We start from the raw sequence: 26,387 nt of genomic DNA, 5'->3' as shown, positions 1-26,387 counted from the left end.
TTGTTGTATTTATTTAATAATAATATAACAAATTATTAATTTAATTTTAATTTTAATATCTTATTACTTATGTTTTATTTTATTTTTTATATAATTTTATGGATTATTTAAGTAAATAATAGAATTTATTGTTTGTTATAATGTAATAACCTATTTGTCAAATCTACCGATGTGTTAACAAAATTTAGCTTTTTATCATAAAAAAGCTTAACATTTAACCTATCATATATTTTATCTTTACCCTCTTTTTGACAAACTAACTGTAATAAATATCCCCCTAAAGGAACTTTTTGAAAATAATAAGAAAAATCTTCAAAGATTTCTGATCTATGAATTTTACCTGTTTTTGAATTACGCAATTCTACAAAACAGTTGTTAGTAGCATGTGCTATTATTGAATCCACATAACCAAAAATTTCTCCATAATAAACAAAAGGTATAAAAATTATATTTAAGTCTTGTTTATCTAATTTAAAACTATAAAATTTATTTACTGGAGATATATATGGGTCCTCAATACTTTTTTCATCAATTGATAAATAATGTCTTTTACCATAAGGTACATTATAAATAACATAATAACCATTTTTTACATCAAAAGTATCTACTCTGATAACATTATTATCAATTTTAAATTTTAAATTCTGTACCACAGTATCTTCATTTTTATCATATTTATCATTACCATTTATATCAATAAATGGCTTAATCAATAATATCCCTGTAGTATTAGTTTTATAGAAGTAATTTAATATTTTTTTATCAACATTTGAATATGTTGTAAAAACAGCTCCATTTATTGTATAATTCATCTCTGTTTCATTTTTATAACTTGAATGAATAGATGAAGTCTGCACTGTATGAGTGTATTTGTCATCTTTATAAGTTAATAAAAACATAAACTGTTTGCTATTATCAGAAGATACTCCCGCTTCAGCTGTTAATTCCCATTTATTAGAAAGTTTAGATTTAATCTCTAAAACATGACCTGTTACAGTTGTTTTTAGTAAATTATCTTCATATTTCAAATCATTATAGTTATATTCCATTGCATACTTTAAACGAATAGATTTAGTTAGATTATAATAAAAAGATAACTTAGTATTATAAGAATTTAATAAAAAATTAGAATCAGTATATTTTTGTTTTTTATAACTATTTTCCCAAGTTATATTAACTTTATAACCTAAATTATAGTTTAGTTTATAATTAACATCTAAATATGTACTATTTATATTTTTTACCCAATCAATTGTAATACGACTTGATAACTTATTAAATTGCATCAACCTTTTTAAAGTTAATCCATATATATTGTTTTTCAAAGATTTTGTAAAAGTCAAAGTGTTTTGATTACCATTTAAATCAATTAATTGAAAATTTGTTTTTAAAAATTGCTCATCCCCTAACTTAAATAAATTTATATCTAAATTAAATTGCTTATATAATTTCGAAAAATAATAATTTCTATTATAGCTAATTGATTGATAATCTATATCATAGATGTTGTTTTTTAAGTTAAAACTGCTATATTTTATATAATCAAAATTTCCTAAACCATAAGCAAAATCAATTAACCTATAATTATTTTCTCCTACTATTTCAGATCTTAATTTATATAATAACTGTTCTTTTTTAGGGTAATTATTATCTACATTTATAATATATGTATCTGTATATTCTCCTAAAATATAAGAAAAATAGGACATCTTAAATGCATTCATTCCATAATGTAAATCTACATTATTTAATTCATTTTTTATATTCTTAACATTACCATTAAACAACAGATCTTTGTTTTTATAAAATTCGAAATCATCTATACTATAATGAAAAACATTATTTAATTTGTATTTACTAAAAATATTTTCTTTTTGTAAAAAATTATTAATATCCATGGTACTATATACATCATCATAATCTATCTTGTAATTATTAACTTCTACTACTATCGATTTAGAAACATCACTATTATAAGAAGTATTGTTCATATCTATTGTATTTTGCATTATTTTATCAATTATATAATTACCAAATAATTTATTTAAATATTGTACATCGCTTATTAAATAAGGCTTTAAATATTCAAATTGTATATTTTCAACGTTAGATTTCTTTAAATTATAATTTAAAGATAAATAATTTATATTAATGCCGTCTTGAGAATTGTAGTTTAAATAATCTTGGAAAACTATTTTATTATAATTTAAAGTATTATCTAACTCTATTGAATCAATATAATTTTTAGTATTATCCATTGCATATGGAATCAATTTAACATTATATTCACTAACCAATAAAGGTTGGTTCTTTACCGAAACAATATCTTTTGTTTGTTGATTCTGTAGCTGTTTTGTGTAATTTTCATATTTTTCTCTCTTCTTTTTTCTTTCTTCCAAAATTTGTGAATTTAATTTTACATCTGTTTTTAATATTAATTCCATATTTATTGGATCATAATTAACTTCAATAATATTGTTAAATAATTTAGATAAATAATTACAACTAATATAATATTTATTATTATAAATAGCTAAATATGTTGTTATATTTACAGTTTTATTTTGTCTGTCATTTACTAAATATCCTTGAAATTTCAAAACAGAAAATACATTTTTATATTTATATATTTTAGTTGTTTTTAAATTTAAAAAATAATCCTTATTTAAAAAATAACCCTGTAAAATGTATAAATTATCGTTTACACGATGTAAGTATAAACCAAACTTTAATAATTTAGTAAGATTTTGAAAAGGTATTAAAACTTTTTGTCCATCAGGAGAAAGCAGGACGATAAAATCATCCTGCAATGTATTACCATTAACTTTTAATGGTATATAAAATTCCTGATACTCATTTATATCAGAAATAATGTAATGTAACTGTTTTACATTTTCTTCAGCAAATGCAAATGTAATACAACTAAGTATATATAATATTATATAAATTATAATTATAGTGCGAGGTTTATTAACAAAAAACCTCATTATATATTATATAATCATTATTTTACTTTTATATTTTTACTACATATAAGTCTATTAGGTTGTTCATCTCTTGTACTATCAGAAGTTTTTACAACTATATCATATTCATCATAAAACTGATTATCTTTTAGCAATTCATTTAATGATATTTTCTTTATTCTATCAGCAGCAAAATAGGATAGTGATACTAAAGAATTTTCCTGATTTCCTTTTTTCCCTACTATTAATAAACTTCCCCTTAAAGTCTTTAATCCTGTATTTTTAATCAAAATTATCTTATTGTTTTGATCATATTCGATACTACACTGATATTTTAAATTTCCTTTTAATACTCTAATTGGTAACCCTACTTTTTTCTTAATTCTTAAAACAGTCTGAATAACTCCCTTATCTGTAACGTTGCCAGTTACAGAATTATAAGCTTCAATAGTTTCTATATATAATCTTGCCTTATATTCTCTTTGTTTAGCTGGCAACAATTTGTTTGGTAAAAGCTTAAAACGTACTACTTGTCTTTGCCCAGGTTTTAATGTTAATCGTCTTGGCATAATTGACTTCCTCCTCTCCCTAAAGGAAGAGGATTCCCATCTACGCTATCGATGGAAGCGGTAATCCCTCACGGTTTCCCGCTGGTTCCTGCTTCAGCGTATACTCTCTGGCATACTCCACAGGCGTGACTTCCCGCAAGCCCTGCGGTAGGGTTATAAGGTTTTCCTTCCTCATCGCTCTCATTAAAACATTTATCGCACCTACCAAATCAGCATTAGACGTAAAACCACACTTTTTGCATACAAATACCGCTTGGTTTTTGCGGTTTTCCTTATTAGTGTAATCACATAGAGGACAGGTTATAGAGGTGTTTTTAGCGTCAACTCTAACCAGTTTCCCCCCATTTCTCTGGAGTTTATACTCAAGCAGTTCAAAGAACCTACCCCACGCTCGAGAAAGAATGCTTCTGTTTAAGCCTGATTTAGCTTTTACATTACGTCCGGGGCTGTCTTTTGTGCCTTTTGCAGATTTGGTTAGGTTCTTAACCTTTAAATTCTCTACAGCCACAAAGCCGTGTTTTTTGGCTATGGCTGTTGTTATTTTATGTAGGTAATCGTTTCTCACATTTGCTATCTTAAGCCACATCTTTGCTATTTTTCTTTGGTGTTTTTTGTAATTATTAGAAAACGGTGTCTTATCTCCTTTTTTGGTAGGGTGTTGTTTTCTCGAGAGTTGCCTTTGGAGTTTGATTAGTTTTTTCTCATATTTACTTAAATCAAGAGGCTCGAAGTAACAACCGTTGGATAGTGTGATTATCTTTTTTACACCTACATCTATACCCACGGGGTTGGATAGATTTTCTTTAATTGATGTGTCTTTTTCGGTAACTACGCTTATATACCAGCCATCGGCGTATCTTTTAACTGTTACATTCTTTGGTTTGCCAACTATGTTTCTTGATTTATAAAACCTAACCCATCCTATTTTAGGTAAAAATATTCTATTGTTATTTATCTTAAAGCCTTGAGGATATCTAAAGCTGTCTGGCGATTTACCTTTCTTCCTGAAGTCTGGAAAAGATATACCATTGCCTTTGGTAAAAGCACTGTCTATGGCTTTGTATAAATCCTTTAAGGTTTGTTGTAGAATTTGAGAATGTGCTTCTTTTAAGAAAGCGTATTCTTCGGATTGTTTCCATAATTTAAGCATTCCCGCCATTTCGTTATAGGTAGGTATAGTAGCAGTATTTTTGTAATATTGTGGCAAGTGGATATTGATGATTTTATCTACCTTTTTTATATCAAGCTTTTGTTTTATTAAAGCAATAGCTTTATTCCATACAAACCTACAAGAGCCGGCAAATTGGGCGAACTTGTTTTCTAACTCTTCATTGGTCTTGAGTTTAAATTTAAAGGCTTGACATGTAATCATTGTTATATTATAGTATTGGTCTATGGAAAAGTCAAGTAAAATTAGAACTGGTAGGCATTGTGTTTTTCTTCTGCATGTGCATTTGGTCTTTGTAACTAAATACAGAAAGAGCGTATTTCAAAAGAAACACTTAGAAACCTTAAAGGAAATCTTCGCCAAAGTCTGTCAAGATTTTGAGGCAGAACTGATAGAATTAAATGGAGAAAGCGACCATGTCCATTTGCTTGTAAACTATCCGCCAAAGGTGGCAGTCTCAAAACTGGTAAATTCGCTAAAAGGTGTTTCTTCCAGAAAGCTAAAACAAATCCATCCTGAATTAAGGCAGTATTACTGGAAAAACGCTTTATGGTCTCCAAGCTATTTTGCAGGTTCCTGTGGTGGAGCTCCGCTTGAGGTTATCAAACAATATATTGAAACCCAGAAGACACCCACTACATCACCTACCTAAAAGAATGTGTCTTGTGGGTGGTGGAGGGATAAAAGAGATTTCTTAAGTGACAGATCATATTTATCTACTTTACTTATTTCTTTTATTTCTACAACTTTACCTTCATCATTTATATAAGAAAAACCAATATACAGTTTATATGTTTCATTTGTACTTCCTGCATTTTCTAATGTTACAGCAAAAGTAGTCTGCTTTTTGTCTAAATCAAAAGTAATCAATTGAGGATAAACACGTACAAATGCAAAAGCAAAACTATTATCTAAGAAAACAAAAAATAAAAACATTAATAAAAAACTTAAAATATTTTTTCTACTAATTTTAATTGTGTTAAATTTTACATGTTTAAACATTTTAAAATACCTCCTTTGTTTTTTATATTTGTGTATATTTATTCAGTTACATCTACAGTTAAGTTACTACTTAAAATACCAGAAAAAGTTTTATCTACAAATTTACATGATAATCCAACCGTAAAAAACAACTCCCCTTTAGAATCTAAGTTAGTACTTGTATCTACAGATGATATTGTATTACAAAAAACTATAGGTTTTCCATTTGAATAAAATCTTACAAATTTAGGTATATCAATATAAACTGTTCCATTTGGAGTACCATCATATACATGAATAAGAAAAGAATCAGCACTTGCAGGACTAATATCAAAACTTGTTCCTACAAGAACTCTATAATATAAACTACGCTGTATAACAACTACTAATAATATTAATAATAATTGTTTTAATATTTTTTTAATCATATTTTATATATAACAAATTATTCTCAATTTTTAAAAATATATACCAAAAAATATTAAAAAAATAACCCTGCATTTTGCAGGGCTAATAAAGATTATAATAGTTTATAATTATTATATTATTGATAATCTACAGTAACATTAAATGTACCAGTATATGTTCCAACTGGTTGTGAAGAAGCAATTGGACCAGTAGAACCACCTACATGAAAAGTGTATGAACCAGTTGCATCAAGTGCTGGTGATGTAGCATCATTTGTTAAAGAAACATTAATAGTATTACCTGAACCATCATCAAGAGTAACTGAAGAATCTACTGTTACAGATAGTGCAGCATTAGCTTGTCCAGTTACAGTAAAACTAGCAGCATTAGCGTCAGTTGTGGCTACAGTTGCACCAGTAGCATCACCTTGAACTACTTGCCCAAGATTCAAATCTTGATTTTTGGTAATAGTAAGAGCTTGAATAACATCAAGTGTTGCAGTACCAGTAGCTGATGCAGCAAATGCCGCAGTTGCTAAAACAGACATTACCATAGCTAAAGTAAGTACTTTTGCAAATTTCTTCATTGGTCATACCTCCATATTATTATTATATATTAATGTGTGTCTGTAATTATTATATAACAAATTTTTTTATTTTTTTTAAAAAAAAATATTAATTTATAAATTTTATATAAAATTTATATAAAATTATATACTAATATTAATTATTATTTTCATTATTTAATTTCTGTGCAGCATCTACTGCCTGTTTACCTACTTCACCAGCTGCACCTGAAGCAGCAGAACCAGCTTTTGATACTATAGAACCAACTCCAGGAGCTACTGTATTAATTAAACCACCTAAACCTTTAAAACCAAGACTGGATGCAGTTTTAGCTAAACCAACACCTGCACTAGCTAATGCCATTGCTTGTCCAAGTGCCATGTCACTCACTTTAGCGAGACTCTCAGCTACTACATCAAATTTGTTATTAACTATCCTTGTTATCTTCAAATAAATAAATTTCATAACCTGAATACATATAAACATACTTAATACAAGTATAGACATAAATGCTAATTTTATTCCTAACAAATTAGACTGATATATATAAACCAAATATAATGAAAATGTATTAACTATTTTTATTACTAATTTTAAGAATATGAAGCCAATTAATAAACCAAAATCAAAAGCTCGAAAATTTATCCAGCTTGCAAAATAAGCAGTTAAAGTTTGATTAAAAGTTTGTGTCACTATAGCTTTAATAAAATAAAGTGGTGATAATATAAAATATAATACAAAAGCTATAAATCTTTGAATTAAATACATTATAAAAAGAAATATAGTAAAAATACAAAAAATATAGAAAAATAAAACAACTAAAGCATATATAAACCCTTCTTTTGTTATTAAACCAGCCTTACTAAGAAATTTATCTTTAATACCAGGTTCTTTGACTTCTTCGTTAACAGTATTAACTGGTATATTTAATAATCTAAACAATACAAAATCTTCTTTTCTGTCTTTTAATACTGTTTTAACATCTACTCCTTCTGCATTAGCTTCAGCTAAAATTTTTTCGTACAATGATTTTACTGATTCTATATTACTTAAATTAAAATTAATAGAATTTAAAAAACCATTTACTTTAGTATACAAATTTGTATAAAATAATGCTACACGCTTAATGTAATTACTTTCTTCAGATCGTACCAGTTTTGCTAAATTTTTATTAGTTTTAATATATTTTAAAACTTCTTTTACTGTACTATCTTTAGTAGTATTAATTAAATTATCCAACATATCAATATTATTATCTAATGCATACATAATACCAAGATATAAACGTCTGTAATTATCCATTATAACTAAAACATCTTGTAATTCATCTCTTTGATATTTTAATACTTTTTCCAATGTATTGTAATATTCATATGCAGTTGCACTATCGGTAAATGTATTTACTGGTATTTTATCACCGTCTTCTAATAAATCTTGTAATTTTTGATATGGTGATGAACTGCTGGTAAAAATAAACTCTACAATTCGGTGCAATTTTTTATTATCCAGATCTTTATCAAAAGTCTTAATCACTGCTTTTAAATTATTAAAATCATATATCTTTTTTTGACTCGCTAAAGCCCAATTATATGATATACCTAGAGTACTGTATTTAACTTTATACCAACTTAACATAAGCGTTAAAGCTTTTGTTACTTCTGGGTGTGTTAATAAGAAATTTTCAAGCGAACTAACTGTTTGATAACCCTCATTAAACATATTATTAGCAGTATTATATTTAATTTTAATATCTATATTTGGATCACCTGAATTTAAATACGAATTAAACTTCTTTTCTTTACCACTAAAAATTCTCATTAAGTTATTAATAAATTCTAAATATAATTTATTATCTGTAGATGATAAATAATCAATAGAACCTTTATACTCCATTCCATACAATGATTTTAATACAATTGAATAAAGTGCTAAACTGTAATCTAAATTGTTTACATCTTCATTTGCCTTAACATCAACTACATAAGATTTCGGTGGATCCACTTTTAATGTGTACAAATGCGATACCATCTTGTTAGGGATAGAATCCTCAGCATCTTTCAAATCCCAGCTATCCATAAATTTCTGTATAATATCAACATTTAAATTAGTAAAATCAGTTGTTCCTGTTAAACTTGTAAGCGTTCCAGTTACTGCTTTAAAGGCAGTGTCTACAATTGAAACAGCTAGACCTATTATTACAGGTAACTGAAACTCATTATCGCTTGTATCTATATATTTATCAAATTCGTTAATATCCAAACTTTGAATATATTTTTGAAATACTTCTTTCGGCACTAATAATGAATTATTTGTAACTAATTGTATTTTTACAGGTGCTAATAATAATGCAAGTAAAATACCTGAAATAAATATTTTCATGTAAAAATCACGTTTAATTACTGTATCTACATACTCTTTTATACCAACAGCATCTTTACCAAAAACAACACTAAAGTTTGTAATATACCTAAGATAAGGATTTAAAAACGCTAAAAAAAATGATATTGTAGCTATAGTAATTGCACTATAACCACCAGTTAAATATTTATAAATAGTCTCACAAAGAGCTAAACTAAATGTATATAAAAATCCAAACCAGTTGTCATAAATATGTATTGGAATAGTAAACTCAAATGATAACATTTTTAATACCTCTAATTTTATTAATCTCGTTTAAGTTTATCTTTCGTGTTAACTTGTTCTTTTACATTAGGATTACTAGCTATGTTCTGTTGAGATACTTCAGATGTTTTACTTACTGTTTTCCCTACTACACTTTCTCTACCAAATAAACCACCAAGTGTCTGACTTAATCCAATTACACCACCTAATACGCTGGTAACAGCACCTACACCTGCAACACCAGTATCAATTACCCTCTTTAAACTATCAGCAAATACATTGTCAGACTGAGCAACTATACGTCCAATATTTTGATATACAAATCTCATTATCTGAAGATTCAAGAATACACATAAAGCTAAAACTAAATTTACCATTACACTACGTGCACTATTACTTGTTAATAAATATTGACCATAACTTATTAAAGTATACAACAAAATCTGAAAAGCATAAGAAAATGCTATACCTACTACTAATGCAACATCATAAGCTCTAAAAGTAATCCAATCTATAATTAGTGATTTTAAAATTCTAATATCTGATAATATAAAAGCTTTAAAAAAGTACATAAACCACAATACTACATACACCAAAAAATTTATTGCTCTAATAACTAAAAAATAAAGTAAACCTAAGTATGAAAATATCAAAATAGCCCATGATAAAAACCATGCTAAAGCCCTAAATATAAGTGCTGCTGTACCTTTTAATGATAATCCGTCACTATCTAATAATTTCATTACTTTAAAAATACTTCCGGAATTAATAATATCATCAAAATACTCTTCAGATTTGAGAGTTAAAGCATTATCATGATAATATTTATAATTATTTAAGACATCATTATAAACAGAATAAGATTTATTAAAAAATTGTAATAAACTGTCAATATAAGTCACAACTGCTGATAAATTATATGCCCCATCCATATTTGCTATTTTGCTTCTTAATTGACTTAACTTAACTATATAATTATCATTAAAATTTGATATATCTTTTTCTAATGAAGTATATAACTTAGCAGCAAGTTTACTGACAAAAGGTATATTTAATAATTCATTATTATTTATTATTAATAATAAATATTCATATTCATCAGTTATATTTTTTAAAACAATATCATCCGAAGAATTTGAATAACGAGTAGTAGCTATATCTTTTAAAAAACTGTTCATATCTAGTGTTACAGCATCACAGTTTGTTTCTTTCTTTTCTACACAAGCTATTACTGTTTCATATTTATCTTTTAATGTTTGTAATACATTGTCGGTTGTATTGTTTAAACCTGTTAAATATATTAGTGCTAACGACTTGTAAAATGTATTAAAAAATATATCATCCGGACCAGTATTTTTTTGATTAAGACTATTATATAAAAAACTTAAAAATAGTTGCCTATCTATAGTTAATCCAGCAGCATCTGAAGAATTAGCTGTATAAGGGGTAGATTTTTTACGTATAATAGTTGTAACATCACCTTCTGTTTCTAATTCAATATTAAATGTTTTAATCATAGTATTATAAAATTTAATTACGTCAGGATCATTTAAAACACTAGATATATCATCTGTATTAATTAATTTATCTATAATAGCCATAGTTTCTTTAGTATAACCCGCCTGTAAACCTGATAGTATTATTATAAGTTTTTCTATGTCTTTTTGTATCTTACTACTACTATTTTTTAGTTTTATATTATTAAATACATTAAATGTTTCCACATAATATGTAGGTATCTTTTTAAAGACATCTACTTCTTTATTAAAAATTCCATCAGTTAATTGAATTACTGTATCTGATTCTTTTTTAAAATCTATGTATGAATTAATAATTGCAGATGTATCATTTTTATATTTTTCATAAAAAGGTTTCATTGTATTTTGTAAAATACCATATTTACCAAATAAAAATTCATCTATAGTATAAGCTGATATTGCTATTACCCATGGTAACTTGTGTGTGCTAGTAAAGGAAGCATCAGCAAAAGTAGTTTTACTTGAAGTTGATGTACCAGTCGAATCAGAACTACTAGTTAAAGAAGTAAATAAATCTTTCATAGCAAGATTAATAACATCTGCTGGAATTAACTTGTTTCCCGAATATATAACATTTACTTTTACCGGTAATAAAGTAATAGCAAATAAAACACCACCTAATATTAACTTATATATTAAATCTTTTTTCATTAAGTTATCAAAAAATTCCCTCAATCCAGGACCATTTGTAGATGCAGTTAACGTAACATATCTGACTGCAACATTAAGCATTACAAACATAAGAAACATCGATGCAATAAAAAGAAAATCAGAGCCAAAAAATGAATAAATACTATCAGATATATATAGAGCTATTTCATATACAAAACTAAACCAAGAATCATAAATATAAATATTCATAATAAATAATCCCCTCAATTATATTTATAATCTATAAAATAATATAACAAAAATAATTAAATTATTAAAATTTATCTTAGATCTAAATCATTGTTATAATTGTTATCACTAATTAATAAATAATCTATATCATCAAAACAACAATTTGTATGAGTTGCTATGTTTAAAATATTTAGTAAATTCTGTTGATTTAATCTGTTTAAAGTTTTTATAACTACTAATCTTATATTATTCTCGTTATCATATATAAAATTTCTAATAGCTTTATTTAATTTAGTATAAACACTATATTTACGTTTATAAATGTCATACCATTTATCATTGTCAAAAATACTTTCATTTCTCATTCTACAATCTTTCATTATATCAAGAATAGTTTTATCCCATTTTACATCATTTATATATTGTAAAATATACTTTCCTAAAAGTCCAAGATTATTAAAAATATAATTATTAATAGCATATAATCCTATAATATTACTAAATTTAGCTAAACTATCAGATCTATTATTAAAATCTCTTGCAATGTAGTCTATTAAATAATTAACTTTACGAGGACGCTCTAAGACATTATCTTTAAAGAAAAAACCCATCTGTAATTTATTCATTATTGTTTCAAAGTGGTCTTTAAAATAATAATAATGACTTTTATAAACAGAAGTTGCAGTTTTTATTTGATTATTATTATTTTTTTTAACATTTACTACACTTCTTATAATATCACTATAGTACTTCAATACTTTAATATTTAATAAATTATCTGAATAAAATTCAACACATTTAAAATTAGGATTTACTCTAAAAACATCTTGTTCAATTAAACGTTTAAGCGATGATATACCCCATGATAATGATTCTAATTCATATTTATTATTATAATACTCATAAAGCAATTCACCTAAATTAAGCGGATTAGTATTTTGTTTTAATTTTCTCCATGTTTTGTAATAAGTATAAATTTTATCATATTCTTTTTTATCGTAACCATAAAGACCTAATATTTCCAGTCCTAAATGGATAAAAGAATTTATTTTATAAAACGAACCAACAAGCTCTCTATCTGAATAGCAAGCAATCTGAGAACCTAAACCTGATATAATAAAACATGTGTCCCTATAAACTTTGTCATCTTCTAAAAATTCAATACTGTAAGAGTTATATAATCTAACTACATGTGTAGACGCATCAATATAAGTACATATTTTATCAGCTATTATTAAATTATCAGAAGTTATTTTTTTATCAATTACCGTTAACATAATTCTTCATATATAATTAAATATAATTATCTATTAAAATCCATTTCATAAGTATCAAAATTTGTTTCATAATTAAGGTCAAACAACTCTAATACTTTATTCTTATACTTTTGTTGATATCTTTTATCAAAATCACGTGCAGTTTTTAAATATTTACGTTTTGCTTTCTTCTTATTACTACACATATTTACATTTTTTCTGACATTTTTTCTAATTTTAATAGATTCAGCCCAACTCATAATTACATACTCCTTTTTATTGTATTTTTTTAAATAGCAAGTTGCAAATTATAATCATTAATTTGTACAGATTTGTTTTTGATAACAAATTTATTTATTTGAGTATTCATAACTTCAGCATATTCATTAAATGCTTTAGATTCTATTTTAGTACATTTCATAATTTCAGGATCAAATATATAATATAATTTTATATTGTTTTCTAAAAATATTAAATTAGCATCTATAAAGAAATCTTTTAATTCATTAAAACCTAATTCATATAATGAATATAATGCTGGAATTGGTAAACATACATGTTCTATTTTATTATTTCTACAAAAATTAAATAATTGACCAAAAGAATCTATAATAATATCCATATTTGCTTTACTTTTATAACCAGGGAATAATAATCTTTCTTTATATCTATTATTTTTTTTATATTTTTTTAGTAAACTACTCTTATCGCAAACAGCTGGGCGGTTAGGAAATAAAACTAATTTATCAATTACATAAGTAACTTTACTACTATTATTTTTTAAAGAATTGCAAATAAAATCTTTCATTTTAATATCAGGATTTAATAATTGAACATATTCAACCAATGAAACATAATGTCGATCAATTAAAACAGGGTGTTCATAATTGTAACCAAAATTTTTAGGTTCATAATATTTTGGTGTTAACATACAAAATATACCATTTTCAGGAAGTTTTTTGTAAAAATTAACTAAATTACCTTTTAATAACACATTAATACCCTTTTTATTTTATTTATTTAATATATTTTTGTTACTAAATTATAGCTTTAATATTAATATAACAAATTTTTTAATATTTTTCAGATAAAAAATACTTATTTAATAATATTATTTTATTTAATTCAGTAAATTCATAATTTTTATTATTAATAGTTAATATAATAGAAGGTGAAAATTTAGTTGAACTATTAATATTATTATTTTTCATCATAAGAGTATTGTTATTTATATAACATTTAAAATTATTAATTCTATTTTTTAATTTCAGTTTCATTAAAGTATCTAATATTAAATAATAACCCCTTGTTAATTCTTGATTAAAATTAATTTCATATATTACAGAATTTATACTTAAATAATTAAGTACATCAAAAAATATACTTATTATTTTCAAAAAAAGAAATTTATTTAATATACTATGATCAACATTAACAATATAATAATTTTTACCACCTTGGATTTTATAAAGATACAATTCTTTATCTTTAAAAATATTAAATTCTTTATTTTGACATATATAATCAAAATAATTAATTAAATCTCTATTGTCATTTATATAAAGAAATAAACCACTTATATCTAAATAACTTACTTTATCAGAACATACCCCTTTAATATCCTTTAAATAGATTTTAGATTTTTTTACATTAATAGCATCTAAACAATAAAGATTCATTAAAGCGTCTAAAGAATAACTGGTTTTAACGTTAAAATTATATAATTCTTTATAATTAAGTAAAAGCTCTTTAATATCACTATATATATTTAATACTTTAGATAAATCAGTTTTAAATTTATATAATTTATCACATATAAAACTATAATCTAACATAATATTTATATATTACAAATTAAATGCAATCACTTAATTCTTTAATTGAATATTTACATTTTAATATACGTCTTATTTTTTTAAATATATTTTTTTCTAAATAATGTAAAATTGCTAATGAATTATAATTTTTATTAAATTTTTCATTTAATTTATTTATCATTACATCTAGAGATAATTGTTCATAACCAATTGACTTCCTCCTCTCCCTAAAGGAAGAGGATTCCCATCTACGCTATCGATGGAAGCGGTAATCCCTCACGGTTTCCCGCTGGTTCCTGCTTCAGCGTATACTCTCTGGCATACTCCACAGGCGTGACTTCCCGCAAGCCCTGCGGTAGGGTTATAAGGTTTTCCTTCCTCATCGCTCTCATTAAAACATTTATCGCACCTACCAAATCAGCATTAGACGTAAAACCACACTTTTTGCATACAAATACCGCTTGGTTTTTGCGGTTTTCCTTATTAGTGTAATCACATAGAGGACAGGTTATAGAGGTGTTTTTAGCGTCAACTCTAACCAGTTTCCCCCCATTTCTCTGGAGTTTATACTCAAGCAGTTCAAAGAACCTACCCCACGCTCGAGAAAGAATGCTTCTGTTTAAGCCTGATTTAGCTTTTACATTACGTCCGGGGCTGTCTTTTGTGCCTTTTGCAGATTTGGTTAGGTTCTTAACCTTTAAATTCTCTACAGCCACAAAGCCGTGTTTTTTGGCTATGGCTGTTGTTATTTTATGTAGGTAATCGTTTCTCACATTTGCTATCTTAAGCCACATCTTTGCTATTTTTCTTTGGTGTTTTTTGTAATTATTAGAAAACGGTGTCTTATCTCCTTTTTTGGTAGGGTGTTGTTTTCTCGAGAGTTGCCTTTGGAGTTTGATTAGTTTTTTCTCATATTTACTTAAATCAAGAGGCTCGAAGTAACAACCGTTGGATAGTGTGATTATCTTTTTTACACCTACATCTATACCCACGGGGTTGGATAGATTTTCTTTAATTGATGTGTCTTTTTCGGTAACTACGCTTATATACCAGCCATCGGCGTATCTTTTAACTGTTACATTCTTTGGTTTGCCAACTATGTTTCTTGATTTATAAAACCTAACCCATCCTATTTTAGGTAAAAATATTCTATTGTTATTTATCTTAAAGCCTTGAGGATATCTAAAGCTGTCTGGCGATTTACCTTTCTTCCTGAAGTCTGGAAAAGATATACCATTGCCTTTGGTAAAAGCACTGTCTATGGCTTTGTATAAATCCTTTAAGGTTTGTTGTAGAATTTGAGAATGTGCTTCTTTTAAGAAAGCGTATTCTTCGGATTGTTTCCATAATTTAAGCATTCCCGCCATTTCGTTATAGGTAGGTATAGTAGCAGTATTTTTGTAATATTGTGGCAAGTGGATATTGATGATTTTATCTACCTTTTTTATATCAAGCTTTTGTTTTATTAAAGCAATAGCTTTATTCCATACAAACCTACAAGAGCCGGCAAATTGGGCGAACTTGTTTTCTAACTCTTCATTGGTCTTGAGTTTAAATTTAAAGGCTTGACATGTAATCATTGTTATATTATAGTATTGGTCTATGGAAAAGTCAAGTAAAATTAGAACTGGTAGGCATTGTGTTTTTCTTCTGCATGTGCATTTGGTCTTTGTAACTAAATACAGAAAGAGCGTATTTCAAAAGAAACACTTAGAAACCTTAAAGGAAATCTTCGCCAAAGTCTGTCAAGATTTTGAGGCAGAACTGATAGAATTAAATGGAGAAAGCGACCATGTCCATTTGCTTGTAAACTATCCGCCAAAGGTGGCAGTCTCAAAACTGGTAAATTCGCTAAAAGGTGTTTCTTCCAGAAAGCTAAAACAAATCCATCCTGAATTAAGGCAGTATTACTGGAAAAACGCTTTATGGTCTCCAAGCTATTTTGCAGGTTCCTGTGGTGGAGCTCCGCTTGAGGTTATCAAACAATATATTGAAACCCAGAAGACACCCACTACATCACCTACCTAAAAGAATGTGTCTTGTGGGTGGTGGAGGGATAAACCATACCTATGGCCAATAATAAATTTTTCCTCTTCATCTAAGTAATCAAATAATTTTTGAAGTAGTTCCTGGGCATTTTTTCTAACTACATAATCCTCTAAATTTTCCTGTTCAGCGGCAGAAATACTTTTAGCCATAGGAAATACATCTGTCCACATAAACATACCTCCAGAATGTAATATTTTATTATTTAATTTATAAAATATACCATTTTTATTAATATAACCATTATAACATAATTTTTCAAAAATATTAATACATTTTTTTTAAAAAATTTGCATTAAATCTGGTCCAGCTTCCAAAGTATTATTTTTGTTATTCTTAACATATTCATCTAAATTATCAATATTTTGTAGTAAATTATTAATATAAAATTTTACTTCATTATTTAATATTTTATTGTCTCTATAATAAGGATATACCCAAGCAATAAAGTTTTCTTTATTATTAATATAATGTACTTTATTATTATAATTACAAACATATATAATATTTTCATTAAATATGTCTTTTAAGCCTGTATGATCTATTAAAAATACTTTAATATTTTCATTTTTTATAGCCTTTCTAATAGATTTTAATATCTCACTAGTACCTATAGTATCTAAATTGGCTAAAATTTCATCATAAGTACGTATATTACATGATAAATTATATATCTTTTGAAATAGTATTGCTATTGACTCATGAAAAGCCATTATATATCTGACTTTTTCACCACTAGACAAATCATTAAAATTCTTTAATTTACCTCTGTGGTATAATAAAACATTTAATTTTCCATTTCTTTCGGTAAATTCTATGCTACCACTACCATAAGACAATATCTGTTGTTTAAAAATATTACTTAAGGCATTCAAATATCTCCTTAATAACTTCTGTTTTAGACCTTTTTTACTGAAAATATCCAGTAAAAGCCTTATCTTAGTTTCTTCTCTTATAATTTTTGTTAATTCCTTTTCAAGCTTTTTCACTTGCTCTCTTTTCTGTTTAACAACATCTAAACTTCGCTTTAATAATTTTAAACTTCTGTCATGAGGGTTTTCCTGGTTTTTAACAATATTTATTTGATTGATTATAGCTGCATATTTATTATGAATAATATCCAACTCAGATTTCTTATTAGTATAAAGTTCTTTTCCTTTCAATATGTCCTGTTGTAATTTATTATATTGATTATTTAAATCCGATATTACAGTATCTAATCCTACTATATCTTGAGGATATTGTAAGATACCACTAAAATTATAAAAAATATTGTTCACTTTATCTATATAATTAAAAATTAATTTATAAAACTTACCTTTCTCATTAAACTCATTTTTTAAAGATTCTTTCTTTAAGATGTATCTCTCTTTGGCTGTATTTATACGATCTTCACCTTCTTTAATCAATGATTCAAGTTTTCTAATATCCGCTTCTAAAACAGGAATTTGATTTTCTAATGCAACATTTTGCTCCTGTAATGTATTTACTTCCTTAGTATAATTTACTATTTCCTGTTCTAAATAACTATTAGCATTTTTTAAAGCATTACCTTTTAATTCCGTTTTACATGTATTACATAAATCTCCTTCTTTAAACTTTTTCTGTTCAAATTCTTTTATTTTATTTAAATATTGCTGGATTAATTTATTATTACTTTGAATTGTAGCTTTATTCTTAGATATTAAAGCTATTTTTTCATTTAATTCTTTTTTAAACTTCTGAATTTTACTATTTGTATTATTATAATAAGCTGTCCATTTTGTATCTGCTTCTTTTAATTGCTTATTATAATCATCTTGTAAATTTTTATATTTATTCTGAATGTTTTCTATACTGTCTACATTTTTTTCTATATGACTTAATATGGATATTTTAGCTTGTTGTAAAAATTCTTTTAAATTATGATCAAGTTTTGAAAGATTCTGTTGTATTATCTGAAGCTCTTGTTTCTTCTGAAGTCCAGTTTTTTTATAACTCTCTGCTTCCTTACTTAATTCTTCAAGTTGTTTTTGCTTTTCTTTATGATAAATCTCAATTTGCTTATTTATTTCAGTCATCTGCTTCTGTATTGTTTCTTCATTTTCTTCTTCTAACTGTGTTCTCAACAATTGTAATTGAGATTGTAATTGTTCTTTCTTACCTAATATACCTAAAGAGTTATCACTTGATTTCTTGTTAGAACCTTTAAGAATTTCAGTAAGTGTTTCATTAACCGTATCTATAAAGTCTAATAACGTCAGCTCTGATAAAAATTCAATCTGTTTAGATGGTTCCAAATTAAAAAAGTTTTCAGTAAAACTACTACCATCCAAAATATAAAGATTAGTTAAAAGACGCTTATTTAAAATTTCATCTTCTATAATTTTTTGAGTCGCTTGTTTTTCTTTATGAGATATATTAACTCCATTCTTAAAAATCTGAACATAATAAACTAATTTATCTTTGTTTCTTCCTTTTTCTTTTTTTATACCCCTTTCAATCTCATAAACATCCCCTGTATAATTATTTCTAATAGTAAGTTTTACATAACCTGATCTTTCATTAAATAATTGCTTGTCTGAAACTAACCTACTTTTACCATATAAACAGTAAAGAATGCTCTTAACAAATAATAAGCTCTTACCAGCTCCATTAGAATCACTTTTTACATCATCTAATTTTAATCCTTTAACAAAATATAAGTCATTTTTTAATTCATTAAAATCAATTGTAATATCATCAGCAATAATAAAATTTTTTAATTCCAATTTATCAAAAACTAATTGTTTATCCATAATAGATTTATGAGGAATTTGTAAGTTTTGATAAATTATCTGTAATATCTCATTCTTTAACTCTTCTTTGTCTTGTTCTGTTAAATCACTAAAATATAAAGGTATCTTATTTTCAACCTCTTGAGTTACTACTTCTTCTATATTTAATAATCTTTCATCTGATTCCCCATCTTCTAAATTATCCAAAGTATTATCTATAATATTCTGGTCCAACTTCAAATGAGCATTTACTACATTAAATGATGATTCTATTTGATTATATAAATTTAAATCAGACACTTTTAATATTACATAATTATCCCTTACATCTTTTTCAAACTGTTCACGTTTTGTTGGATCACTTAATATAGCCTGAAGATCATGTTCATTCTGAATAATAATTTCTTTATACTTTGTATAAGGTAATTCAAATTTAGTAAACTGATTAGTGTCCAAATCATAAACAAAAACATACTTGTTTACATTATATTCATCTATTCTTACTTGATGTGTTGAACCAACTATAACTACATTATCCTTTTGTATATAATTATGATAATGTCCTAAAAATACTCTTTGATATTTATTTAATACTTTTTTAGGTAAAACTATATCATTTCCACCTATGAAATAAGGAAAATTGTGGCTAAATAAAATATTTATATTTTTGGTATCTAAATTACTTGTTATGTTTTCTAATTCCTTATAATCTATAGAATCTAATGAATTTAAATAAGGTACAAAAACTCCTTTATGTTTATAACTAAAATCCACTTCTTTCGTATGGTCTATTATCTCTACATTATCTAAATAATTAAATACTTTTAATAATGAATCCATATTTTCTGATAATATATCATGGTTACCTAGTATTTTATAATATATTAATTCAGGATTTATATTCTTTAGTTCAGTAAAAAATTCAAATTCTTTTTGTAATACATCACTTATGAATTTTTTAGAAACTGTTTTTCTTAAATGGAAAAAATCACCTGTTTCAACAATAAAATCAATATCAGTATTTTCTCGTAACCATGATAATAAAGCTGATCTCTGTTCCAAATAAATATCATATGTATCAATATAAACATGTCTATCGCCTATTATTAAACATTTCATATTAATACTCCTAAAAACTGTTTATTATATTATTATTCAATGTTATTATAACAAAATATTTAAAACTAATATGCTAAATATACTAATTAAGTATTGTTGTTGCCATTTATATTATCAGGGATAAAATCTAAACTATTTTCCCCATTTAATAATTCAAAAACTTGTGTAATTATATTACTATTGATCTTAACAAAATCATATTTTTCTTCAGGTAATTTATACCCACGATACCTAAATAATAATGGATTAATCTCATATAACATTGCTTCAGGAGTTTTAAAATCTTCAGGATTTTGCAAAACTTTAAGTAACATATAATTTTGATTTAAATTTACTTTTTGATTTGATGATATGTCACAAACATATATATTTTCTAATGCTTTAGCTGGACCTTTAGTTTTTATAATATCAGTTATAGATAATGTTTTAAAAAAATCTAAATAATAAGCTTTTTTCGTTATTGACTTCCTCCTCTCCCTAAAGGAAGAGGATTCCCATCTACGCTATCGATGGAAGCGGTAATCCCTCACGGTTTCCCGCTGGTTCCTGCTTCAGCGTATACTCTCTGGCATACTCCACAGGCGTGACTTCCCGCAAGCCCTGCGGTAGGGTTATAAGGTTTTCCTTCCTCATCGCTCTCATTAAAACATTTATCGCACCTACCAAATCAGCATTAGACGTAAAACCACACTTTTTGCATACAAATACCGCTTGGTTTTTGCGGTTTTCCTTATTAGTGTAATCACATAGAGGACAGGTTATAGAGGTGTTTTTAGCGTCAACTCTAACCAGTTTCCCCCCATTTCTCTGGAGTTTATACTCAAGCAGTTCAAAGAACCTACCCCACGCTCGAGAAAGAATGCTTCTGTTTAAGCCTGATTTAGCTTTTACATTACGTCCGGGGCTGTCTTTTGTGCCTTTTGCAGATTTGGTTAGGTTCTTAACCTTTAAATTCTCTACAGCCACAAAGCCGTGTTTTTTGGCTATGGCTGTTGTTATTTTATGTAGGTAATCGTTTCTCACATTTGCTATCTTAAGCCACATCTTTGCTATTTTTCTTTGGTGTTTTTTGTAATTATTAGAAAACGGTGTCTTATCTCCTTTTTTGGTAGGGTGTTGTTTTCTCGAGAGTTGCCTTTGGAGTTTGATTAGTTTTTTCTCATATTTACTTAAATCAAGAGGCTCGAAGTAACAACCGTTGGATAGTGTGATTATCTTTTTTACACCTACATCTATACCCACGGGGTTGGATAGATTTTCTTTAATTGATGTGTCTTTTTCGGTAACTACGCTTATATACCAGCCATCGGCGTATCTTTTAACTGTTACATTCTTTGGTTTGCCAACTATGTTTCTTGATTTATAAAACCTAACCCATCCTATTTTAGGTAAAAATATTCTATTGTTATTTATCTTAAAGCCTTGAGGATATCTAAAGCTGTCTGGCGATTTACCTTTCTTCCTGAAGTCTGGAAAAGATATACCATTGCCTTTGGTAAAAGCACTGTCTATGGCTTTGTATAAATCCTTTAAGGTTTGTTGTAGAATTTGAGAATGTGCTTCTTTTAAGAAAGCGTATTCTTCGGATTGTTTCCATAATTTAAGCATTCCCGCCATTTCGTTATAGGTAGGTATAGTAGCAGTATTTTTGTAATATTGTGGCAAGTGGATATTGATGATTTTATCTACCTTTTTTATATCAAGCTTTTGTTTTATTAAAGCAATAGCTTTATTCCATACAAACCTACAAGAGCCGGCAAATTGGGCGAACTTGTTTTCTAACTCTTCATTGGTCTTGAGTTTAAATTTAAAGGCTTGACATGTAATCATTGTTATATTATAGTATTGGTCTATGGAAAAGTCAAGTAAAATTAGAACTGGTAGGCATTGTGTTTTTCTTCTGCATGTGCATTTGGTCTTTGTAACTAAATACAGAAAGAGCGTATTTCAAAAGAAACACTTAGAAACCTTAAAGGAAATCTTCGCCAAAGTCTGTCAAGATTTTGAGGCAGAACTGATAGAATTAAATGGAGAAAGCGACCATGTCCATTTGCTTGTAAACTATCCGCCAAAGGTGGCAGTCTCAAAACTGGTAAATTCGCTAAAAGGTGTTTCTTCCAGAAAGCTAAAACAAATCCATCCTGAATTAAGGCAGTATTACTGGAAAAACGCTTTATGGTCTCCAAGCTATTTTGCAGGTTCCTGTGGTGGAGCTCCGCTTGAGGTTATCAAACAATATATTGAAACCCAGAAGACACCCACTACATCACCTACCTAAAAGAATGTGTCTTGTGGGTGGTGGAGGGATAAATTATCATCAGTTACACCTAATATATATAAACTCAACATCTGAAATGCATTGGTTATGTGCTTTAATATGTTAACATCATCAATATTTAATAACTGACTTACTGTAAACATATCAATAGGTAATTTATTGACTTTTTTAATTAAGTCATAATTAGCAAAAAGTAATACTTCATCAGTTTTAGTATTAAAAAATACTCTATAATAATAATTCAAAATATATACAACTAATAATCTTAATTTTAATATAAATTTTTCCTTTTCTTCATTAGCTAAACTATCTAAATAATTTTTTAATGGAAGACTTTCAAGTAATTCATAATCTTCAAATAAATTCTCAATATCTAAAGTATATAATAAATTATTAAAATTTATAATCCGTTTTAATGTATAACTAGATGTGTCATAAATAGCATTTATATATTCAACATAATTACGCTGTAAAACAGAATTAAAATAATATTTATTGTAATTAAGTAATGTATAAGCATCATAAGGTAATAACATATCAAAAATATAAGCATTTTGTGTGCTAACACCTAATTTAAATACATAAGATTTACTATATAGATCATAAACACTATTAAAAGTAATTACAGAATTATTATTTAATACTTGAAAACTATTATTAGACATATTCAAAAATTTATTTTTTAAACTGCTAGATACAATACTATCGTAAATATTTAATTTATCTAAACGTTCTAATTTTAAATTATCCCATTTATATATGTTAAAATATGAATTAGTCCTAGCTAAAACAAAATGATTATCAAAATGTAATACTTCTCCATAAATTTTTTTAGTATTTATAATATTATCACCATAAAGACTATAAATATAACTGTTTTTATCTGTAACAACAGCTATATCACTAAACGTAAAATATTTATTTTCAGTTAATGATCTTATTGAATTGAAAGCATTAAAATATTCATAGTCATTAAAATAAATTTCATTTTTATAATAACCTGTAAAATCTTCAATATCCTTCAGAACAAAAATATCAGATTCAATTTTTTTATAAATATTTTTATTTCCATATTTTAAATCTAAACAATGATTAATTACATTTTTTAATTCATCTAAAAGCTGAGAATTGCTCTTTTGATGTATTATATTTTTATTTCTACTTATAAAATCAATTACATTTTTTAAACTGAAATAATTAAATATTTTTATTTTATTTATTTGTTGATTTTCAAACTCTTGCCCTAATTTTAACTGCATAACAGGATCTAATTTGGTGATTAAAACTTTATTAAAATCTACATTAGTATCTACTAAACTATAAGTAGCATATTCACTTTGAATCACAGGGTCTTCAGTACCTAAACTGCTATAATATAATAAATTAAATTGTAATTTATTTTCTTTTTTATCATGTATAATAATTACAGGAACATAACTACCCTTTTCATCTAAACTATTTATAGCATCAATACTAATATGAGTATTACCAGGGAATTCACCTATAAGAGTTCCATTTAACAATAAATATGTGGAATTACCATCATCTACTGTATAAAATAAACCTAAATTAGTAAAAGAATTAACGTTTTTATTGAAATTAATAGGGTCATTATTAGTTATTATATATTTATTCTTTGTAGGAGCAATTACTACTTCTTTGTTATTTTCAGGAACCAATCTATTTACTAATAAAAAATAACAACTATTTTTGCTTTCATTGCTATAAACTGCAAACCCAATCTCATAACTATTATCATTTTTAATAAAAACAGGTTGTAACTGTAAAATATATAAATATACATTTATGTCAGAAATATTAGAGATATAACCAGATGCAGAGGACAATTTTAAAACCGATTCAGGATCAAGAATATCCTTTTTCTCAGAATTTGTAACATAATCCATTAATACATTATAAAGAATATCATTTAAATTTTCATGTTTTATTAAACCATTAAGTAATAATCTATCTAATTTTACATTTTGTTTTATATTCTGGATTCTTTCTTTGAAATCTACTTTTAAAAAATATTTATTATAATACAACGGAACATATATCTGAAATGGTGTTCCTAAAGGAATTATTTCATCTAATGTTCTTTCTTCTAATAACATACAAAAACCTTATAAACCTTATTTTTATCTATTTTAAATTATTATACAGTTATTTATTGTGATTGTCAAGTTTATTTTATTGCCTAAGTTGGTTCTATACCAGTATCTAACATTTTTTTATCTAAATCTTTATTTGATTGTTGTTTAGTATCTACAGATGATTCTTCAATAGTAAAATCTAAATCTATTAAGACTGGTTCAGTTAAATCAATTGCATTATCAAAATAAGGATTAATAGATTCTAAATTAGACACATTGCTCCATATATTTTGAATTTCAAAAGGATTAAAGTGAAATGTATGGATATGTGATATAATAGCATTTAGTTGCAGTGGCTTATAAGGTATTACTAAAAATTTTTCCTGATTATCAGCTTTAAACTTAACACTTAAGGTCCAATTACCATGGGCATTATAATTTATCCATAAAACACCATATACTTTTTGATGTTCTTTACCATTTGAAGGATTGTCCTCAACGATATAATATTCATTAAATTTTAATGGATCCGTAGATTTAACACATTTTACATCTACCATCTTATGTTGATTATCGTGTTGTTCAATAACTTTACCTTTAAATTTTTTCTGTAAATAAGGTGTTTCATATAATATAAAATAAGTACGTTTATTGTCTTTAAAAATATATTTATTTTCTTGAGCTTTAAATGCATCATTTGATATGCTGTTTTGCTTAATATCCATTACATAATATTTAATATTACTGAAATATTCTAATTGCCTATGTTTAGAATTATACCAATCATCTATTAAAAATATATTGTACTTTAAATCTTCATCTATAAATGCAAACCCAGCTAATTTACTTTTGATTCTCTTAACATCCGTAAAATACAAAACATGACTTATATTATTAACATTAACAAGATTTACAATATTAGGATCTATAATCAAACAATTAATGAATGTGCTGAACTCTTCATATTTTTCAGAGTCCTTTTTTATTTTATCTATATTTACAAACGATAACAGTGAGTATTCTTTTTTCTCCGAAAAATTTACAGGAAATGTACTCTCTAAATGGCATGAAAAATCATCACTATTCTCAGATTGAAAACTATTAACTACAAACTTACCATTCCATATTTTTGCATGAGCTTTAAAATGATTATTCGCTTTCTTTAAAGACTCTTTATCTATTTTACTTTCTACATATTTTTTTAAATCTTTATAATTCGAAATCCTATCTAAATCTCCCTGTAAGTATTTATACAAAAACAAATAATGATAATTTTTTAATAAAATAGGTATATTAGTATAGTTTTCTAATATCGAATTTATATCATATTGACTTCCTCCTCTCCCTAAAGGAAGAGG

22 protein-coding genes are annotated in these 26,387 nt (G+C 26.0%); 3 read left to right on the top strand and 19 right to left on the bottom strand.

Features of this window, described 5'->3' with window-relative positions; translation table 11 throughout:
* Positions 1-125 precede the first annotated feature (125 nt).
* The 3 genes from DEFDS_RS11350 to DEFDS_RS11340 are packed head-to-tail and all read right to left on the bottom strand — an operon-like array spanning position 126 to position 4,907.
* Positions 126-2,987: a hypothetical protein gene (locus tag DEFDS_RS11350; protein ID WP_013008917.1), complete on the bottom strand. Its 2,862-nt coding sequence runs from the start codon at positions 2,985-2,987 to the stop codon at positions 126-128.
* A gap of 17 nt (positions 2,988-3,004) precedes the next feature.
* Positions 3,005-3,535, bottom strand: coding sequence for a hypothetical protein (locus DEFDS_RS11345; RefSeq protein WP_013008916.1), 531 nt, complete (start codon positions 3,533-3,535; stop codon positions 3,005-3,007).
* Between the two features lie 40 nt (positions 3,536-3,575).
* Positions 3,576-4,907 carry an RNA-guided endonuclease InsQ/TnpB family protein gene (locus DEFDS_RS11340; protein WP_013008876.1) on the bottom strand — a complete coding sequence of 444 codons (1,332 nt, stop codon included), beginning with the start codon at positions 4,905-4,907 and terminating at the stop codon, positions 3,576-3,578.
* Positions 4,908-4,929: 22 nt separating this feature from the next.
* Between DEFDS_RS11340 and tnpA (DEFDS_RS11335) the strand changes: the two genes are divergently transcribed.
* Positions 4,930-5,355 (top strand): IS200/IS605 family transposase, encoded by a 426-nt coding sequence (gene tnpA, locus DEFDS_RS11335; protein WP_013008875.1) that lies wholly within the window; start codon positions 4,930-4,932, stop codon positions 5,353-5,355.
* Here tnpA (DEFDS_RS11335) and DEFDS_RS11330 read toward each other — a convergent pair.
* From DEFDS_RS11330 to DEFDS_RS11285, 10 genes are all read right to left on the bottom strand, one after another.
* Entirely contained in the window at positions 5,352-5,705 is a 354-nt protein-coding gene (locus tag DEFDS_RS11330) for a hypothetical protein (RefSeq protein ID WP_013008915.1), read from the bottom strand. The genes tnpA (DEFDS_RS11335) and DEFDS_RS11330 overlap by 4 nt on opposite strands.
* A 38-nt stretch (positions 5,706-5,743) precedes the next feature.
* Positions 5,744-6,112, bottom strand: coding sequence for a hypothetical protein (locus DEFDS_RS11325; protein ID WP_013008914.1), 369 nt, complete (start codon positions 6,110-6,112; stop codon positions 5,744-5,746).
* Between the two features lie 116 nt (positions 6,113-6,228).
* Positions 6,229-6,678 (bottom strand): DUF4402 domain-containing protein, encoded by a 450-nt coding sequence (locus tag DEFDS_RS12770; RefSeq protein WP_050742541.1) that lies wholly within the window; start codon positions 6,676-6,678, stop codon positions 6,229-6,231.
* Positions 6,679-6,814: 136 nt separating this feature from the next.
* Positions 6,815-9,301, bottom strand: coding sequence for a hypothetical protein (locus DEFDS_RS11315; protein WP_013008913.1), 2,487 nt, complete (start codon positions 9,299-9,301; stop codon positions 6,815-6,817).
* Positions 9,302-9,321: 20 nt separating this feature from the next.
* Positions 9,322-11,679, bottom strand: a complete 2,358-nt coding sequence (locus DEFDS_RS11310; RefSeq protein WP_013008912.1) for a hypothetical protein — start codon at positions 11,677-11,679, stop codon at positions 9,322-9,324.
* A 71-nt stretch (positions 11,680-11,750) separates the two neighbouring features.
* Entirely contained in the window at positions 11,751-12,938 is a 1,188-nt protein-coding gene (locus DEFDS_RS11305) for a hypothetical protein (protein ID WP_013008911.1), read from the bottom strand.
* 26 nt (positions 12,939-12,964) lie between these two features.
* Positions 12,965-13,177, bottom strand: a complete 213-nt coding sequence (locus DEFDS_RS11300) for a hypothetical protein (RefSeq protein WP_013008910.1) — start codon at positions 13,175-13,177, stop codon at positions 12,965-12,967.
* A gap of 29 nt (positions 13,178-13,206) precedes the next feature.
* Entirely contained in the window at positions 13,207-13,911 is a 705-nt protein-coding gene (locus DEFDS_RS11295; protein WP_013008909.1) for a hypothetical protein, read from the bottom strand.
* Positions 13,912-13,990: 79 nt separating this feature from the next.
* Positions 13,991-14,752 (bottom strand): hypothetical protein, encoded by a 762-nt coding sequence (locus DEFDS_RS11290; protein ID WP_041224018.1) that lies wholly within the window; start codon positions 14,750-14,752, stop codon positions 13,991-13,993.
* A 230-nt stretch (positions 14,753-14,982) separates the two neighbouring features.
* Entirely contained in the window at positions 14,983-16,314 is a 1,332-nt protein-coding gene (locus DEFDS_RS11285) for an RNA-guided endonuclease InsQ/TnpB family protein (RefSeq protein ID WP_013008876.1), read from the bottom strand.
* Positions 16,315-16,336: 22 nt separating this feature from the next.
* Here DEFDS_RS11285 and tnpA (DEFDS_RS11280) point away from each other — a divergent pair, with 22 nt between their 5' ends.
* Positions 16,337-16,762, top strand: a complete 426-nt coding sequence (gene tnpA / locus DEFDS_RS11280; protein WP_013008875.1) for an IS200/IS605 family transposase — start codon at positions 16,337-16,339, stop codon at positions 16,760-16,762.
* Here the strand turns inward: tnpA (DEFDS_RS11280) and DEFDS_RS11275 are convergent.
* From DEFDS_RS11275 to DEFDS_RS11260, 4 genes are all read right to left on the bottom strand, one after another.
* Positions 16,759-16,953 carry a hypothetical protein gene (locus DEFDS_RS11275; protein ID WP_041224017.1) on the bottom strand — a complete coding sequence of 65 codons (195 nt, stop codon included), beginning with the start codon at positions 16,951-16,953 and terminating at the stop codon, positions 16,759-16,761. The genes tnpA (DEFDS_RS11280) and DEFDS_RS11275 overlap by 4 nt on opposite strands.
* Before the next feature lie 108 nt (positions 16,954-17,061).
* Positions 17,062-20,655: a metallophosphoesterase gene (locus tag DEFDS_RS11270; protein ID WP_013008908.1), complete on the bottom strand. Its 3,594-nt coding sequence runs from the start codon at positions 20,653-20,655 to the stop codon at positions 17,062-17,064.
* Positions 20,656-20,741: 86 nt separating this feature from the next.
* Positions 20,742-20,969 carry a hypothetical protein gene (locus DEFDS_RS11265; RefSeq protein WP_041224016.1) on the bottom strand — a complete coding sequence of 76 codons (228 nt, stop codon included), beginning with the start codon at positions 20,967-20,969 and terminating at the stop codon, positions 20,742-20,744.
* Positions 20,970-21,153: 184 nt separating this feature from the next.
* Entirely contained in the window at positions 21,154-22,485 is a 1,332-nt protein-coding gene (locus DEFDS_RS11260) for an RNA-guided endonuclease InsQ/TnpB family protein (protein WP_013008876.1), read from the bottom strand.
* A 22-nt stretch (positions 22,486-22,507) separates the two neighbouring features.
* On the opposite strand from DEFDS_RS11260, the gene tnpA (DEFDS_RS11255) reads away from it, so the two are divergent.
* Positions 22,508-22,933: an IS200/IS605 family transposase gene (gene tnpA / locus DEFDS_RS11255; RefSeq protein ID WP_013008875.1), complete on the top strand. Its 426-nt coding sequence runs from the start codon at positions 22,508-22,510 to the stop codon at positions 22,931-22,933.
* On the opposite strand, the gene DEFDS_RS11250 is transcribed toward tnpA (DEFDS_RS11255), so the two are convergent.
* Together DEFDS_RS11250 and DEFDS_RS11245 are read right to left on the bottom strand one after the other, a co-directional pair.
* Positions 22,930-25,050 carry a hypothetical protein gene (locus tag DEFDS_RS11250; protein ID WP_041224015.1) on the bottom strand — a complete coding sequence of 707 codons (2,121 nt, stop codon included), beginning with the start codon at positions 25,048-25,050 and terminating at the stop codon, positions 22,930-22,932. The genes tnpA (DEFDS_RS11255) and DEFDS_RS11250 overlap by 4 nt on opposite strands.
* Before the next feature lie 83 nt (positions 25,051-25,133).
* Complete coding sequence (locus DEFDS_RS11245; RefSeq protein WP_041224014.1) at positions 25,134-26,285, bottom strand: hypothetical protein; 1,152 nt, start codon at positions 26,283-26,285, stop codon at positions 25,134-25,136.
* Positions 26,286-26,387 lie beyond the last annotated feature (102 nt).

The organism is Deferribacter desulfuricans SSM1 (genome assembly GCF_000010985.1).
GTDB classification, from domain to species: domain Bacteria; phylum Chrysiogenota; class Deferribacteres; order Deferribacterales; family Deferribacteraceae; genus Deferribacter; species Deferribacter desulfuricans.
This window is presented reverse-complemented; position numbering and strand designations above follow the sequence as displayed.

What these genes read in the sequence shown, in the direction of transcription:
- tnpA (WP_013008875.1), top strand. Translation starts at nt 4,930, where the DNA reads ATGGAAAAGTCAAGTAAAATTAGAACTGGTAGGCATTGTGTTTTTCTT.
- DEFDS_RS11325 (WP_013008914.1), bottom strand. Translation starts at nt 6,112, where the DNA reads ATGATTAAAAAAATATTAAAACAATTATTATTAATATTATTAGTAGTT.
- DEFDS_RS11315 (WP_013008913.1), bottom strand. Translation starts at nt 9,301, where the DNA reads ATGTTATCATTTGAGTTTACTATTCCAATACATATTTATGACAACTGG.
- DEFDS_RS11275 (WP_041224017.1), bottom strand. Translation starts at nt 16,953, where the DNA reads ATGTGGACAGATGTATTTCCTATGGCTAAAAGTATTTCTGCCGCTGAA.
- DEFDS_RS12770 (WP_050742541.1), bottom strand. Translation starts at nt 6,678, where the DNA reads ATGAAGAAATTTGCAAAAGTACTTACTTTAGCTATGGTAATGTCTGTT.
- DEFDS_RS11285 (WP_013008876.1), bottom strand. Translation starts at nt 16,314, where the DNA reads ATGATTACATGTCAAGCCTTTAAATTTAAACTCAAGACCAATGAAGAG.
- DEFDS_RS11350 (WP_013008917.1), bottom strand. Translation starts at nt 2,987, where the DNA reads ATGAGGTTTTTTGTTAATAAACCTCGCACTATAATTATAATTTATATA.
- DEFDS_RS11260 (WP_013008876.1), bottom strand. Translation starts at nt 22,485, where the DNA reads ATGATTACATGTCAAGCCTTTAAATTTAAACTCAAGACCAATGAAGAG.
- DEFDS_RS11250 (WP_041224015.1), bottom strand. Translation starts at nt 25,050, where the DNA reads ATGTTATTAGAAGAAAGAACATTAGATGAAATAATTCCTTTAGGAACA.
- DEFDS_RS11270 (WP_013008908.1), bottom strand. Translation starts at nt 20,655, where the DNA reads ATGAAATGTTTAATAATAGGCGATAGACATGTTTATATTGATACATAT.
- tnpA (WP_013008875.1), top strand. Translation starts at nt 22,508, where the DNA reads ATGGAAAAGTCAAGTAAAATTAGAACTGGTAGGCATTGTGTTTTTCTT.
- DEFDS_RS11310 (WP_013008912.1), bottom strand. Translation starts at nt 11,679, where the DNA reads ATGAATATTTATATTTATGATTCTTGGTTTAGTTTTGTATATGAAATA.
- DEFDS_RS11340 (WP_013008876.1), bottom strand. Translation starts at nt 4,907, where the DNA reads ATGATTACATGTCAAGCCTTTAAATTTAAACTCAAGACCAATGAAGAG.
- DEFDS_RS11305 (WP_013008911.1), bottom strand. Translation starts at nt 12,938, where the DNA reads ATGTTAACGGTAATTGATAAAAAAATAACTTCTGATAATTTAATAATA.
- DEFDS_RS11345 (WP_013008916.1), bottom strand. Translation starts at nt 3,535, where the DNA reads ATGCCAAGACGATTAACATTAAAACCTGGGCAAAGACAAGTAGTACGT.
- DEFDS_RS11300 (WP_013008910.1), bottom strand. Translation starts at nt 13,177, where the DNA reads ATGAGTTGGGCTGAATCTATTAAAATTAGAAAAAATGTCAGAAAAAAT.
- tnpA (WP_013008875.1), top strand. Translation starts at nt 16,337, where the DNA reads ATGGAAAAGTCAAGTAAAATTAGAACTGGTAGGCATTGTGTTTTTCTT.
- DEFDS_RS11330 (WP_013008915.1), bottom strand. Translation starts at nt 5,705, where the DNA reads ATGTTTAAACATGTAAAATTTAACACAATTAAAATTAGTAGAAAAAAT.
- DEFDS_RS11265 (WP_041224016.1), bottom strand. Translation starts at nt 20,969, where the DNA reads ATGTTACTTAAAGTTTTGCAAAATCCTGAAGATTTTAAAACTCCTGAA.
- DEFDS_RS11290 (WP_041224018.1), bottom strand. Translation starts at nt 14,752, where the DNA reads ATGTTAGATTATAGTTTTATATGTGATAAATTATATAAATTTAAAACT.